Source organism: Methyloversatilis discipulorum, assembly GCF_000385375.1.
Lineage (GTDB): Bacteria > Pseudomonadota > Gammaproteobacteria > Burkholderiales > Rhodocyclaceae > Methyloversatilis > Methyloversatilis discipulorum_A.
Window position 1 is genome coordinate 2,876,309 of the sequence record NZ_ARVV01000001.1, and the last position, 13,683, is coordinate 2,889,991.

The 13,683-nt window shown below is 68.1% G+C and carries 12 protein-coding genes; 6 read left to right on the forward strand and 6 right to left on the reverse strand.

Annotated features, from left to right (window positions below; genetic code table 11):
- Window positions 1-123: 123 nt before the first annotated feature.
- Window positions 124-396, reverse strand: a complete 273-nt coding sequence (gene rpsT, locus METRZ18153_RS0113500; RefSeq protein WP_019917602.1) for a 30S ribosomal protein S20 — start codon at window positions 394-396, stop codon at window positions 124-126.
- A gap of 143 nt (window positions 397-539) precedes the next feature.
- Between rpsT and murJ the strand changes: the two genes are divergently transcribed.
- Window positions 540-2,078, forward strand: coding sequence for a murein biosynthesis integral membrane protein MurJ (gene murJ, locus METRZ18153_RS0113505; protein ID WP_020165219.1), 1,539 nt, complete (start codon window positions 540-542; stop codon window positions 2,076-2,078).
- 16 nt (window positions 2,079-2,094) lie between these two features.
- Window positions 2,095-2,721: a YbhB/YbcL family Raf kinase inhibitor-like protein gene (locus METRZ18153_RS0113510; RefSeq protein ID WP_020165220.1), complete on the forward strand. Its 627-nt coding sequence runs from the start codon at window positions 2,095-2,097 to the stop codon at window positions 2,719-2,721.
- Here METRZ18153_RS0113510 and METRZ18153_RS0113515 read toward each other — a convergent pair.
- Window positions 2,707-4,257 carry a glycoside hydrolase family 17 protein gene (locus tag METRZ18153_RS0113515; protein ID WP_029143768.1) on the reverse strand — a complete coding sequence of 517 codons (1,551 nt, stop codon included), beginning with the start codon at window positions 4,255-4,257 and terminating at the stop codon, window positions 2,707-2,709. The two genes, METRZ18153_RS0113510 and METRZ18153_RS0113515, sit on opposite strands and share 15 nt — an antisense overlap.
- Before the next feature lie 4 nt (window positions 4,258-4,261).
- A complete protein-coding gene (locus METRZ18153_RS0113520; RefSeq protein ID WP_020165222.1) occupies window positions 4,262-6,835 on the reverse strand; it encodes a glycosyltransferase in 2,574 nt (857 codons plus the stop codon).
- Window positions 6,836-7,033: 198 nt separating this feature from the next.
- On the opposite strand from METRZ18153_RS0113520, the gene METRZ18153_RS0113525 reads away from it, so the two are divergent.
- The 3 genes from METRZ18153_RS0113525 (at window position 7,034) to METRZ18153_RS0113535 (ending at window position 9,636) form a co-directional block, all read left to right on the forward strand.
- Window positions 7,034-7,429 carry a hypothetical protein gene (locus METRZ18153_RS0113525; protein ID WP_157257244.1) on the forward strand — a complete coding sequence of 132 codons (396 nt, stop codon included), beginning with the start codon at window positions 7,034-7,036 and terminating at the stop codon, window positions 7,427-7,429.
- Between the two features lie 63 nt (window positions 7,430-7,492).
- Entirely contained in the window at window positions 7,493-8,218 is a 726-nt protein-coding gene (locus tag METRZ18153_RS0113530) for a response regulator (RefSeq protein WP_020165224.1), read from the forward strand.
- Window positions 8,215-9,636, forward strand: coding sequence for an ATP-binding protein (locus METRZ18153_RS0113535; protein WP_020165225.1), 1,422 nt, complete (start codon window positions 8,215-8,217; stop codon window positions 9,634-9,636). Before METRZ18153_RS0113530 ends, METRZ18153_RS0113535 begins: the two co-directional genes overlap by 4 nt.
- Window positions 9,637-9,756: 120 nt before the next feature.
- On the opposite strand, the gene METRZ18153_RS0113540 is transcribed toward METRZ18153_RS0113535, so the two are convergent.
- Window positions 9,757-10,590 carry a tetratricopeptide repeat protein gene (locus METRZ18153_RS0113540; RefSeq protein ID WP_020165226.1) on the reverse strand — a complete coding sequence of 278 codons (834 nt, stop codon included), beginning with the start codon at window positions 10,588-10,590 and terminating at the stop codon, window positions 9,757-9,759.
- A gap of 213 nt (window positions 10,591-10,803) precedes the next feature.
- Between METRZ18153_RS0113540 and METRZ18153_RS0113545 the strand changes: the two genes are divergently transcribed.
- A complete protein-coding gene (locus tag METRZ18153_RS0113545; RefSeq protein WP_020165227.1) occupies window positions 10,804-12,942 on the forward strand; it encodes a 4Fe-4S binding protein in 2,139 nt (712 codons plus the stop codon).
- Between the two features lie 4 nt (window positions 12,943-12,946).
- On the opposite strand, the gene moaE is transcribed toward METRZ18153_RS0113545, so the two are convergent.
- Together moaE and moaD are read right to left on the reverse strand one after the other, a co-directional pair.
- A complete protein-coding gene (moaE, locus tag METRZ18153_RS0113550) occupies window positions 12,947-13,405 on the reverse strand; it encodes a molybdopterin synthase catalytic subunit MoaE (protein WP_020165228.1) in 459 nt (152 codons plus the stop codon).
- A 21-nt stretch (window positions 13,406-13,426) separates the two neighbouring features.
- Window positions 13,427-13,681, reverse strand: a complete 255-nt coding sequence (moaD, locus tag METRZ18153_RS0113555; protein WP_020165229.1) for a molybdopterin converting factor subunit 1 — start codon at window positions 13,679-13,681, stop codon at window positions 13,427-13,429.
- Window positions 13,682-13,683 lie beyond the last annotated feature (2 nt).

Here is a 13,683-nt window from a genome sequence, read left to right on the forward strand (position 1 = left end):
GCGCCTTTCTGGCTCGGTGCACGGCAGATATGGACAATAAAAGGACAATAAAAAAGCCGACCATCGGGTCGGCTTTTTTATTGCTGCGGCCCGTACGGCCGCGGGCGGGTCAGGCTGCGGAACTCAGGCCGCGGCGCCCATCGCCTTGATCGCACCGGACAGACGGCTCTTGTGGCGAGCTGCCTTGTTCTTGTGGATGATGTTCTTGTCGGCGATGCTGTCGATCGTCGTCTGGGCCTGCACGAACACGGCTTGCGCAGCTGCCTTGTCGCCGGCCAGGATGGCCTTGCGAACGTTCTTGATGGCGGTGCGCAGCTCCGAGCGCTGGCTCATGTTGTGATCACGACGAACGTTCGCCTGACGGGCGCGCTTGCGTGCTTGTGCGGAATTGGCCATGTTCTTGCGGTTGGGTGTTCGGGAAAACGCGCGAGTATACGCACTAAGAGTTGCCGGTGCAAGACCCTGTTCGGCGCATCGCGTGGCCGGCAGCCCGCACGGCTCTGGTAAGGTGCGCGCTGTCTCTCCATACGCATCGCCTGATGAATCTGCTTCGTGCCCTCGCGACCGTCAGCAGCATGACGCTGCTGTCGCGCATCCTCGGCTTCGTCCGCGATTTCTTCATCGCCCGGGCCTTCGGCGCCGGCGCCGCCACCGACGCCTTCTTCGTCGCCTTCCGCCTGCCCAACCTGCTGCGCCGCATGTTCGCCGAGGGCGCCTTCTCGCAGGCCTTCGTGCCCATACTCGGCGAATACCGCAACCGGCGCGGCGTCGACGACACGCGGGCACTGATCGACCATGTCGCGACCCTGCTCGCCCTGGTGGTCGCTGTCGTCACGGTGATCGGCATCGTCGCCGCGCCGCTCATCATATATATATCCGCCCCCGGCTTTGCTGCCGACGCCGACAAGTTCGACCTGACGGTGACGCTCACCCGCATCACCTTCCCCTACATCCTGTTCATGTCGCTGGTCGCCATGGCCGGCGGCGTGCTGAACACCTTCAGCCGCTTCGCGATTCCCGCCTTCACGCCAGTACTGCTCAATCTGAGCTTCATCGGCATGAGCCTGTTCGCCGCGCCGTATTTCGATCCGCCGGTGCTGGCGCTGGCCTGGGCGGTATTCATCGGCGGCGCGCTGCAGCTGGCCTTGCAGGTGCCGGCGCTGATGCGCATCGGCATGCTGCCGCGGGTGCGGCTCGACCTGAAGGACCCGGGCGTACGGCGCATCTTCAAGCTGATGCTGCCCGCCATCCTCGGTGTGTCGGTGTCGCAGATTTCGCTGCTGATCAACACCATATTCGCGTCCTTCCTCGAAAGCGGTTCGGTGTCCTGGCTCTACTACGCCGACCGTCTGATGGAATTCCCGGCCGGCCTGCTCGGCGTGGCGCTCGGCACGATACTGCTGCCTTCGCTGTCGCGCAGCCACGCGGACGGCAATGGCGGTGAGTTTTCGGCGCTGCTCGACTGGGGTCTGCGGCTGACGCTGCTGCTCACGCTGCCGGCGGCACTCGCCCTGGGCCTGCTCGCCACGCCGCTGATCGCCACGCTGTTCCACCACGGGCAGTTCACCGCGCACGACGTGCTGGCGACGCGCGAGGCGCTGCTCGCTTACAGCGTCGGCCTGACCGGACTGATTCTGGTGAAGGTGCTCGCACCCGGTTTCTATTCGCGGCAGGACATCCGCACGCCGGTCAAGATCGCGCTCGGCGTTCTGGTGCTGACCCAGTTGATGAACCTCGTTTTCATCGGTCCGCTGGCGCACGCCGGCCTGGCCCTGTCGATCGGCCTTGCGTCGCTGGTGAACGCCGGTTTCCTCTACCGCGGACTGCGCCGCATCGGCGCCTACACGCCGGCGCCTGGCTGGCGGAGCTTCTGGCTCAAGATGCTGTCTGCACTTGCAGCGATGGGGCTGGTGCTTTACTTCGGCGCCCAGGTGCCGGGCGACTGGCTGCAGATGGGCACGCTCAGCCGTATCCTGCACCTGGGCTGGCTGGTGCCGGCTGGCGCTGGCGCCTATTTCGCCGTGCTGTTCGCACTGGGTTTCCGGCTGCGCGACTTTTCGCGTCGCGCGGCGTCCTGAACGAGGAGCTGACTAGATGAAATTGACGAGCAACACCTTCGCCGACGGTGCCCGCATCCCGGGCAGCAACGCGTTCTGCATTCCGGACGGCAAGGGTCACGCGCAACTTGGCGACAACCGCAACCCGCACCTCGCCTGGTCCGACCTGCCGGCTGGCACGCGTTCGCTGGTGCTGATCTGCCACGACCCCGACGTACCGACCCGGCCGGACGACGTGAACCAGGAAGGTCGCACCGTGCCGGCCTCGCTGCCGCGCTGCGACTTCACGCACTGGATACTGGTCGACCTCGCGCCGACCGGCGAAATCGCCGAAGGCGAGTTCTCGTCGGCGGTGACCGCCTGCGGCAAGCCCGGTCCGGCCGGCCCGCGCGGCACCCGCCAGGGCATCAACGATTACACCGCCTGGTTCGCCGGCGACGCGCAGATGACCGGCGACTACCACGGCTACGACGGCCCCTGCCCGCCGTGGAACGACGAGATCGTCCATCACTACGTGTTCACGCTGTACGCGCTGGACGTGGAACGCCTTCCGGCAGACGGCCGGCTTACGCTGGATGTCGTGAAGCAGGCGATGCAGGGCCACGTGCTCGGCCAGGCCAGCCTGACCGGTCTGTACGCGCTGAACCCTTCAGTCCGCTGCTGAGCGCTTTTGCAGATAGGCGGCCGCCAGCACGGCGGCCATCAGCGCCCAGCCCAGCGCCTGCGGATTGCGCCAGTCGACAAGCCAGGCGATGACACTGCCGGCCACAGCAATCAGCGCGAAGACGCGTGCCTCGGGCAATCGCGGCATCACGTCGAAACCGGCCCAGCGCGCAGCCAGACCGAACTGCACGGTCGGCAGCACGAACAGCAGGAAGGGGAAATCGCGGTAGCGACCATCGACCGCGAGCAACAGGCCGCCGGTGGCGAGGCCGAACAGCAGCACGCGCACGGCGAACGCCATCGCAGCTCGTGCGCGACCGGTCATCACGAAGGGCAGCAGCGCCCACGCCAGACCGCCGGCCAGCGCGACCGCGCCCATGGCCAGCCACTCCGCGGGATTGCGGCAGGCGAGCGACAGGTATTCCCACTGCAGCCATCCGATCAGTCCTGCCAGTGCCCCGGACAGCGCGTAGGCCGCGGCAGCGCCGGAGCGACGCACGCGTGCGGCCAGCACGATCAGCACGCCGAGCGCCAGCCCGACCGCGCCGGCAGTCAGCGGCGTGGCACCGTCGTCGCGTTCGGCCAGCGCGCCATGCCAGCCGAACTTGGCGCGGCCGTGCGAATCGAGCACTCCCCAGTAACCGCCGACGGTGCCTTCGAGCAGGCGCTTCCACGGCTGGTCATAGGCTTCGATCACGTTGTACTGCCAGCCGCGCGCCTGTGCCGCAAGCAGGAATTCGCGCAGATAACGCGCCTGCTCGATCAGCCCGGGCCGAGCGCCGTCGCGCTGCTTGCCCAGACTGGGCCAGCCGGTCTCGCCGATCAGCAGCGGCTTGCCCAGTTCGGCCGCCATCGTATCCATCACCGCCGTCACATGGGTGATCGCGTCGTCGATCGCCCGCGGCTCGTCCTCCCAGTAGGGCAGGATGTGCACGGTGGCGAAATCGACGCTGGCCGCGAGTGAGCGGTGCTTGAGCCAGAACTCCCAGACGTCGGCATAAGTCACCGGCACCTCGGTTTCGCGCTGCGCACGCTCGATGTAACGGCGCATCGCATCCTCGGTCTGCTCGCGGCGCAACAGCACCTCGTTGCCGACGATAAGGCCGCGTACCACGTCGCGGTGGCGGTTGGCCAGCGCGATGGCCTGCGTCAGCTCGATGTCGTTCTTCTTCAGATCGCCGCCTATCCAGGCGCCCACCAGCACCTTCAGTCCGTGGCGACCGGCCAGCTCGGGCACGGCGGACAGCCCCTGATCGACCGAATACAGACGCACGCAGTCAGTGATGCGCGCCAGCCGTGCGAGGTCGGCGTCGATGCGCTCGCGGCTCACCTGGAAATCGCGGATCAGCGGCGATTCGCCCGGCCGGTAATAGGGTGCGTACGACACGCACTGCAGACGGGCCTGGTCCGGCGGCACGTCGGCCAGCGCCTGCGGCTGGTTGGCGCGCCAGATCCAGAACGCGATCAGCGCCAGCGCGATCAGATGGACCAGCGCATAACGCGCCCAGCGCGGCGCGCGGTTCAGCGGTTCCATCATCGCGTCAGGCTGCCTGTGTCGCCGACGCTGCCGGCAGCGGCTTCTCCGGCAGCTGGGCGATGAACTGACAGGCCAGTGCGGCGATGTAGGGCAGCGACTGCAGGCCCAGCATGGTCACCCACAGCAGCACCTCGACGCTGTCGGTGCCGCGCATGTAGAGCATGGCGCCAGCGGCGGAGATCAATGACAGCAGCAGGTACATCTCTTCGCGTATCGGCTGGAAGAACTTTGCCAGACCACCCTCCGCCTTGCCCTTCGCGGTGCGCAGGAAGACACCTCGCTTGTGCGTGATGCCGGCGATGATGCCGCGCGCGATCGCGTGTGACAGGCCCAGGCTCACCAGCGATGCGCCGGCGATGTCGGCCCACGGACAGTCCATCGCGCGACGGTACAGGATGGGCCCCATCGCCGCCTTGGCGACCAGCAGGCCAAGCACCGGCGCCAGCATGATGGTGACCGGCAGCGAGAACATCTTCGGCCAGATCAGCATCGCGGCCGTCCAGCCTATGGCGCCCAGCGCGAACAGGAACTGCAGCGCGTCGCCGAACCACGAGAACCAGCCGGTAATGAAGTGATAGCGCTGGCCGGCGGTGAGCTTGCTCTTGCCAACCAGCGCCTTCCAGTGACCCTTCATGATCTGCATCGCGCCGAAAGCCCAACGGAAACGCTGCGACTTCAGTGCGGCGAAGCTGGACGGCGTCAGACCGCGGCCGAACACGCGGTCGATGTAGCGCAGTTCGTCGCCGTTCTCGAGCAGGCGCAGCCCGAGTTCGGTGTCCTCGCAGATGCACCATTCCGACCAGTTGCCGGATTCCTCCAGGCGCGAGCGGCGCACCAGCGTCATCGTGCCGTGCTGGATCAGCGCATTGCGCTCGTGGCGATGGTGCATGCCGATGCGGAAGAAGCCGTCGAATTCCCAGTTGCACATGCGCTTGAAGAAATGGCGTTCCCACTCGCGGTGCGCCTGCGGTGCCTGCACGACGGCCACCTTGGGGTCGCGGAAATGCGGCACCAGCGCGCTGAGCCAGTCGGTGGTCACGACGTAGTCGGCGTCGACCACGCCGACCACGGCGGTGCGCGGGTCGATCTGTTTCATCGCGAAATTCAGCGCGCCGGCCTTGAAACCCGGCCACTGCGGCAGATGGAAGAAACGGAAGCGCGGGCCCAGTTCGGCCATGCGCGCCTCGACCGGCTTCCACAGCGCCTCGTCCTTGGTGTTGTTGTCGACGACGATGACTTCGAAGTTCTGGTAGTCCATCGCCGCCAGGCTGTCGATGGTGGCGATCACCATTTCCGGCGGCTCGTTGCAGCAGGCCAGGTGCACCGACACGAAGGGCTGCTGTTCCGGCGGCAGTGGCTCGGCCGGTTTGTAGGCGCGGCGCCAGCGCGGCTTGAAGAACACTTCGGCGAACTCGAAACCGTTGGTCAGCAGTACGCCGGCCGTCAGCACGACGCCGAACACCAGGCCGATCAGCGCGGTGAGATCGCGCAGCGTGAAGTAGTAGTCGGCCGGCAGGCGCGCTGCAATGACGATGGCGGTGACGCAGGACTGCACCAGTATGCACATCCACAACTGGCCGCCTATGCTCATGCCGCGCTGCGCCAGGCAGAGCAGCAGCATCGGCACCAGCGCGAACACGGTGGCGATCAGCGCGTCGTCTATCCAGCCACTGTTCGGATCCACGCTTCCTTCGAGCGGGAACTTCAGTTGGCGGTCGGCGTTGAACACGCCCCAGTAGGCGCCTGCCCAGCCCTCGATATCGATCTTCCAAGGCTGGTCGTAGGCCTCGATCAGGAAGTAGTCGAGGTTCTTGCACAGCGCGCGGTAGAGGAATTCGCGCACGAAGCGCGCCTGGTTCTCTTCCGACGCGACCGCCGCCTGTATGGTCGGCCCCTTGCTCGGCCAGCCTATTTCGGAAATCAGGATGGAGCGGCCGGGGAAGGCGTCGAGCAGCTCCTGGTAACGCGCCATCGCGTAGTCGACCGCCTTGTCCACCGGCACGCCCTCGTGATACGGCAGAAGATGGACGGCAAGGAAATCGACGTGGTCCGCCAGTTCAGGGTTCTTCAGCCAGACGTGCCAGGGTTCGGCGGTCGATACCGGCAGATCGGTCGCGTTGCGCACCTCGTCCAGGTAGGCATACATCTCGGGGAAGGTCAGGTCGTCGCGCAACAGCACCTCGTTGCCGACGATGATGCGGTCGATGTTCTCGTGCAGCCGGGCGTCCGCCAGCACGGCACCGATCTCGCGCCGGTTCTTCACCTTGTCGCGGTCCAGCCAGGCGCCGGCGGTCACGCGCAGTTCGTTCTGGCCGGCCAGATCGGACACCTCGGGGTTCTCGGTCGAGTTGTAGGTGCGCACCCGGTGAGCGATGCCGCCGAGCTGCTTCATGTCCTGCTCGATCTCGGCGTAGCTCGGATAGACGCCCTTGAGCGGCGTCTGGTCACGCCGGTAGGGGCTGTAGGAAAAGCCGTCGATGTAGTCCAGCGGCTCGACCACGCTGACCGGACGGTTCATCACCGCCCACAGCGCGAAGTGCACCGCCGCCACGCCACCTGCTATCAGCAGGGCGATCATGACGCGGGCAAGGGAAATCTGTCTTTTCATGCGAGATCGGTGTCGGTCGTCCGGCTGGGCCGGGCGCAGCGTTTCCGGTAAGGTGAGGACTGCGGCCGGTCACCGGATGACGGTGTCGATGCTGCAGCGCGGCGATGCTAACACAGCGAAAATCCGCGGTTCGCCCGTGACGGAAAGTGCCTACAGATGAATACCCCGATGCCCACCTCTTCCCTTGCTGTCGACCTGCGCAAACGCCTTGGCTGGCCGCTGCTCATCGCGCTGACGGTCGTCGCCGCGGCCAGCGCCGGCCTGCGCTACGGCCTGATGGAATCCGACCTGCTGCACGGCCTGTGCGCCGGCGGCGCCGACGACTGGCGCTGCCTCGTGCGCCGCATTGCGCCTCAGCTGTTCATGCAGGAGCGCATCGGCGTGCTTGCGCTGGCCGCCGGTGCGCTCGCACTGCTGTTGCGCCACGCCTTCGTGGCGCGCCTCGCCGTCGTCACGGGTGCGGCCGGCCTGGTGCTGTACAGCGCCGATTTCGCCGCCGTCGGCCTGCTTGCCGGAATGCTCGTGCTGCTGGCGCGCGCGCCGGCCTCTGTAAACACTGCGTAAATACAATGTCCCGAATTGTCCGGATCGCCCACCGCGCCGGCGCGAGCCGCTAAGCTGAAGGGCATGAACGGACACCCACCGAAGCCGCGCATCCTGGTGGTCGACGACGACCCGGACCTGCGCGATCTGCTGCGCGACTACCTCGGCAAGCAGGACATGGACGTGCGCACCGTCGCCGACGGCGACGCACTGCGTGTCGCGCTCGAACGCGACGGCTGCGACCTGCTCATCCTCGACGTGATGCTGCCGGGCGACGACGGCCTCGCGCTGTGCCGCGAAATCCGCGCGAAGTCGCGCCTGCCCATCCTGATGCTGACCGCCCGCGGCGACGAACTGGACCGCATCATCGGCCTGGAGATGGGTGCAGACGACTACCTGCCCAAGCCTTTCCATCCGCGCGAACTGCTGGCGCGCGTGCGCAGCATCCTGCGCCGGGCGCCGGAACACCCGGACGGCGACGGCAGCGTGCGCGCATTGAAGTTCTCCGGCTGGACGCTCGATCTCGGCGCCCGCCATCTGGTCGACGAGGCCGGCGTAGTGACGCCACTGTCCAGCGGCGAATTCCGCATGCTCAATGCGCTGGCCGAGAACGCCAACCGCGTACTGTCGCGCGACCAGCTGATGGACGTACTGGCCGGCCGCGACGCCGGCCCCTTCGACCGCACCGTCGACGTGATGATCAGCCGTCTGCGCCGCCGGCTCGGCGACGACGGCCGCGAACCGCGCATCATCCGCACGCTGCGCAACGAAGGCTATGTGCTGAACGGTCCGGTGGAGAAGCTGCTTTGACATGGGCGTCGCGGCTGCTGCCGCGCACGCTGTTCGGTCAGATCCTGTGCGTGCTGCTGGGCGGTCTGCTGCTCGCCAACGCGCTCGGCCTGTGGCTGGTGGTCGAGGACCGCGTGCGCCTGTCGCGCCAGATGCGCAGCGACTACGCCGCGACACGGCTGGCCGAGTCGGTCGCCCTGGTCGACGAGACGCCGGTGGCCGGCCGCGAGCGGTTGCTGCGCATGCTTGAAAGCCCGAGCACCCGACTGTCTCTCGACGAACCCTGGTATGACGACGCCAAGGCGGTGCCGGACGATTTCGACGCCTTTGCGCAACGTGTCGATGAACGGCTGGACGCGCGCTTCGAACACCAGGTGGTGAGGCGGGAACAGGCCATGCTCACCCCGCATGGCGACGCACACCCGCTGCGCCCGCCACCACCGCCCCCGCCCAAGCTGGCGCGACTGCTGCCGTCGCCGCCGGCGATCGACGTATCGACCCAGGCCAGGCTGAGCGACGGCAGCGTACTCACCTTCCGCTACTCGCCACCGCCCCCGCCGGTGGACCGCCCGCTGCGCATCATCGTCGGCCTGCTGCTGGTCGCCGTCGTGGTGAGCGTGCTGTCGGTGTGGGTGGTGCGCCGCCTCACCCGCCCGCTGGCCATGTTCGCGCGCGCCGCGGATGGTCTGGCGCGCGACCTCGATCAGGCGCCGCTCGATACCGGAGGGCCGCGCGAAGTGGCCGGTGCGGCGCACGCCTTCAACCGCATGCAGGGCGCACTGCGCGCGCTGATCCAGACACGCGCGCAGGCGCTCGCCGGCGTGTCGCACGACCTGCGCCTGCCGATCACCCGCGTGCGCCTGCGCCTTGAGCAATTGCCGGACGGCCCGGTGCGCGAAGCGATCGAACGCGATCTGGCCGAGATGGAAACGCTGATCGACGACACGCTCGCTTTCCTGCGCGCCGGCGACAGCTCGGAAAGCGCCGCGCCGACCCGGCTCGACGCGCTAGTCGAAGGCGTGGCCGACGACATCGCCGCGCTGGGCGCGGACATCGAGGTGAGCGGCAGTCTGGCGCAGCCTGTCGTGCTGCGCCCGACGCTGACCCGCCGCGCACTCGCCAACCTGATGGACAACGCGCGCCGCTATGGCGGCGGCCGCGTACGGGTGACGCTGTCGTCGGCCGACGGCGAGGCACGGATAGACATCGACGACGACGGGCCAGGCATACCGGACGCCGAACTCGAGCGCGTGTTCGAACCCTATGTGCGCCTCGAGGCATCGCGCGCCCGCCACACCGGCGGCAGCGGCCTGGGGCTGGCCATTTCGCGCGCCGTCATCCGTGCCCAGGGCGGCGAGGTGACGCTGTCGCGCCGCGCCGAGGGCGGCCTGCGGGCGCGCGTCGCGCTGCCCTTGCAGGGCCGGAAGCCGGCCGGTTGAGCCGGCCGGCGGCAGCGGACCGAACGCATTTACCGTGCGCGCAGTCGGCTGATCGCGACAGCGCCCTCAACAATCGCACGCGGAATTCGGTCGCTCATTCCACCGCAAGACCCGCTCCGCTCAGTTCCTCGCCTGCAGCGCCTGCACCGCCGGCGGATAGTTCTGCCCGGCGGAAGCACGCAGCCAGCGCAGCGCTTCGTCCGCGTTGCGCGTCTGCCCGGCGCCGGTGTCCAGCATGACCGACAACGCGTACTGCGCCTCCGCCCCGCCCTGCTCCGCCGCGACGCGGAACAGCCGCGCCGCTTCCGCCAGATTGCGCTGCACGCCGCGGCCGGCTTCATAGGCCCAGGCCAGCCGCGTCACGCCGCGCACGTCGCCGAAATCGGCCAGCTTGCGGTACATCGCCGCCGCGTCGGCGTGCCGGCCCTCGGCTTCGAAGCGGCGCGCTTCGGCCAGTTCGCGGTCGCGGATGCTGCCGCCCTGCGGGTCGTTCAGCGCTGCAAGGTGGGTGGCCGCCTCCTGGTCACCGGCGTCGGCCGCCACCTTGAGCCAGCGGCGTGCGCCGTCGATGTCGCGCTGGCCGAGCTTGCCACCCTGCAGCAGCAGACCGAGTCGCAGCGCCGAATTGCGGCTGCCCGCCTGGGCGCCGTTCTCGTACAGGCGACGCGCCTCGTGTGGATTCTGCGGCTCACCCAGCCCGTCCTCGGCGAGAATGCCCAGGTTGAACCAGGCCTCGCCGTTGCCGCGCTCGGCCAGCGCGGTCCAGATGCGCTTCGCGTCGGCGTAGTGCGCCATCTTGAATTCGGCGTAACCCTTGTACAGTCCCCACGACGGTTTCTGCACCGCCTCGGCGATGTCGTCGTCGGTGATGGCCCACGCGCTCAGCGGCAGCAGGCCGGCAAGCAGCGTCAGGCACAGGCGGCGCAGCGAGGGGGCAAGAGGGAATGCGGACATATCGGTTCTCCGGAGCGGAAGCGCCCGTTCTTCAGGGCGTGCCTGTGACAGGCGCGGCGCAGTCTAAGTTACATCGCGCGCTCACGAATGCCGCTTGTTCGGGCATTTTCCATGGCAGGCGTCGAGCTGCGTCCGATTAGCATGCGTGTCTGCGGGGTGCGCCAGAACGAGCATGCGGTCGGTTTGCCCCGTCGTCCCACTCGGCCCGTCTTCATGCCCCCGATCTCCTGTGCGTCCTTCGGCGCGCTTGCCCGCCGCGCCCTGCTGCTTGCGTCCTGTCTGTGCGGCACAGCACTGGCCGGCGATCTCGGCCACGACGATCTCGCCCGCCGCTTCCAGCCGCCGCTGCACGTACAGCCCAAACTGGCCGACCTGCCAGTGTGGCCGATCACCAGCGAACTCGAACCGGAGGCGGGGCCTGTGGGCTATGTGTTCGAGTCGATCGATCTGGCGCCGATACCGGGCTTCGAGGGCACGCCGATGAACCTGCTGGTCGCCATCGACCGCAAGGGCGGCTTCATCGACGTCGAGGTGCTGCGCCAGCACGAACCGGTCTTTCTCAGCGGTCTGGGCGAAGCGCCGCTGAAGGAATTCGTGCAGCAGTACGCCGGCCGCAATCTGAAGCAGGAGATCACCGTGTCGTCGGCCTACGGCAATACGCGCGCCGGCGGCAGCGACAGCCGCGTCGTACTCGACGGCGTGACCAAGGCGACCGCCTCGGTGCGCATCGTGAACCAGACGGTGCTGGCGGCCGGCCTCGCAGTGGCGCGCGAGAAACTCGGCTTCGCCGACCCCGGCGCGCGCGGTCCGGCTGCGCGGGCGCGCGCCGACCTGTTCGAGAAGATCGACTTCGCCACGCTCGTGAAGCGCGGGCTGATCGGCCACCTGCGCGTCAGCAACGCCGAGGCCGAAAAGCTGTTCGCCGGCACCGACGGCGAAGGCGCGGACGACGTCGCGCTGGCCGAACCGGAGGCCACGCTGGTCGACCTCTACGTCGGCTATCTGAATGCGCCGACGGTGGGCCGCGCCGTGCTCGGCGACGCCCGTTACGCCGATCTGATGAAGAAGCTGGAGGACGGCCAGCACGCGCTGTGGATCGCCAGCGCCGGCCGCATCGCGATGCTGGACGAAGGCTTCGTGCCGGGTACACCGCCGCCCAGCCTGTCACTGACGCAGGGCGGGCTGCCGGTCGAAATGCGCGATCTCGTGTTCGAGCACCCGGCTCCTGCAGGCGCGCCAGCCTTCAACGCGTCCGGCGTGTTCCGCATCTACGCCCAGGCCGGGCTGGACCCGGCGCGACCGATGCAGCTCACGCTGACACTGACCCGCGCCAAGGGCATGATGCTGCCGCGCATCACGCACCAGACCGTGTCCTTCGACTACGCGCCGGACAGCGAACTGTTCGTCTATCCGCCCCAGCCGCTGCCGGAATGGCTGCTTGCCTGGCAGGGCCGCTGGCCCGACCTGGCGGCGATCGGTGTCGCGCTCGCGCTGCTGTGCGTGGTGCTGGCGAAGCCGGACTGGATGGCGCGTGAGGCCCGCCGGCTCGCGCTGTTCCGCAACGCCTTCCTGCTGTTTACGCTGGTGTTCATCGGCTGGCACGCGCAGGGCCAGCTGTCCATCGTGCAAATCACCGGCGCGATCAAGACGCTGACCGCCGGCGCCGATCTGTCGAGCTTCCTGTACGACCCGGTGTCGCTGCTGCTGATCGCCTTCACCGTCGCGAGCTTCTTCATCTGGGGTCGCGGCACCTTCTGCGGCTGGCTCTGCCCCTTCGGCGCGCTGCAGGAATTCGTCGCGATGGCGGCGCAGAAGCTGCGCATCCCGCAGATCCGGTTGCCGCGGCCACTGGCACGCGTGCTCGACCGCGGCCGTTATGCGCTGCTGCTCGCACTGGTGCTGTCAGCGGCGCTGGCGCCGCAGCTGGCGGAGAGCATGGTCGAGGTCGAACCGTTCAAGACCGCGATCACGGTCGGCTTCGACCGTTCGTGGCCTTACGTCGCCTGGGCGGTCGGGCTGCTGCTGGCAGGCGCCTTCAGCTACAAGTTCTTCTGCCGCTACCTGTGCCCGCTCGGGGCGGCGATGACGCTGGGCGGCAAGCTGCGTCGCCTGGACTGGCTGGTGCGCCGCGCCGAATGCGGCAAGCCCTGTCAGACCTGTCGCCACCGCTGCCAGTACGACGCGATCGAGCGCAGCGGGGACATCCGCTACGACGACTGTTTCCAGTGCCTGGACTGCGTCGGCATCCACGCCGACCCGCAGCGCTGCGCACCGTTACTGCTTTATGCGAAGAAGGGCCGCACGGTGACGCCGTTCCCCGTTCCGGTGCGGGCGGCGGACGTCACGAACTGAGCGTTCAGCCGCCCTGCTTCCAGCGCTCGGCGGCGCTGTCGTCGGATTCGCGCGCATCGACCCAGCGGCTGCCTTCCGGCGTGTCCTCGCGCTTCCAGAACGGCGCGCGAGTCTTCAGGTAATCCATGATGAATTCGCAGGCGGCGAAAGCTTCGCCGCGGTGACTGCCGGCAACGACGACCAGCACGATGCGATCGGCCGGCTGCAGCGTGCCGACGCGGTGGATCACCCGCACGGCGAGGATGTCCCAGCGTGATTTCGCCTGCGCGACGATGTCCTCCAGCGCCGCTTCGGTCATGCCCGGGTAGTGCTCCAGCGTCATCGCATGCACGCCGGAGCCGTCATTGATGTCGCGCACCAGACCGGTAAAGGTGGCGACCGCGCCGACGTCGGTACGGCCGGCCAGCAGCGCGTCAATCTCGGCGCCGATGTCGAAATCGGCCTGCTGCACGCTCACGCTCATGCTCGTCTCCTCAGTGCCGGCTCAGCCGCCGGTGACCGGCGGGAAGAAGGCCACTTCGTCGCCGTCGGCGACCACGGCATCCGGCTCGGCCATGCGCTGGTTCACTGCTGCGCGCAGGTTCTTCATCTGCGCGAGCTTGTCCCAGTCGCCGCCGCGGCCGGCGATCAGCGCACGCACCGCGGTCAGCGTGGTCGCGCTCTCGGACAGTTCGATCGTTTCGCCGGGCGAACCCAGCGCTTCGCGCAGTGCGGCGAAATAGAGCACCTTGATCTTCATGG

Excerpts from the sequence above, each read along its gene's own strand:
- rpsT (WP_019917602.1), bottom strand. The coding sequence starts at position 396 with ATGGCCAATTCCGCACAAGCACGCAAGCGCGCCCGTCAGGCGAACGTT.
- moaD (WP_020165229.1), bottom strand. The coding sequence starts at position 13,681 with ATGAAGATCAAGGTGCTCTATTTCGCCGCACTGCGCGAAGCGCTGGGT.
- METRZ18153_RS0113510 (WP_020165220.1), top strand. The coding sequence starts at position 2,095 with ATGAAATTGACGAGCAACACCTTCGCCGACGGTGCCCGCATCCCGGGC.
- murJ (WP_020165219.1), top strand. The coding sequence starts at position 540 with ATGAATCTGCTTCGTGCCCTCGCGACCGTCAGCAGCATGACGCTGCTG.
- METRZ18153_RS0113545 (WP_020165227.1), top strand. The coding sequence starts at position 10,804 with ATGCCCCCGATCTCCTGTGCGTCCTTCGGCGCGCTTGCCCGCCGCGCC.
- METRZ18153_RS0113525 (WP_157257244.1), top strand. The coding sequence starts at position 7,034 with ATGCCCACCTCTTCCCTTGCTGTCGACCTGCGCAAACGCCTTGGCTGG.
- METRZ18153_RS0113540 (WP_020165226.1), bottom strand. The coding sequence starts at position 10,590 with ATGTCCGCATTCCCTCTTGCCCCCTCGCTGCGCCGCCTGTGCCTGACG.
- METRZ18153_RS0113520 (WP_020165222.1), bottom strand. The coding sequence starts at position 6,835 with ATGATCGCCCTGCTGATAGCAGGTGGCGTGGCGGCGGTGCACTTCGCG.
- METRZ18153_RS0113530 (WP_020165224.1), top strand. The coding sequence starts at position 7,493 with ATGAACGGACACCCACCGAAGCCGCGCATCCTGGTGGTCGACGACGAC.
- moaE (WP_020165228.1), bottom strand. The coding sequence starts at position 13,405 with ATGAGCGTGAGCGTGCAGCAGGCCGATTTCGACATCGGCGCCGAGATT.
- METRZ18153_RS0113515 (WP_029143768.1), bottom strand. The coding sequence starts at position 4,257 with ATGATGGAACCGCTGAACCGCGCGCCGCGCTGGGCGCGTTATGCGCTG.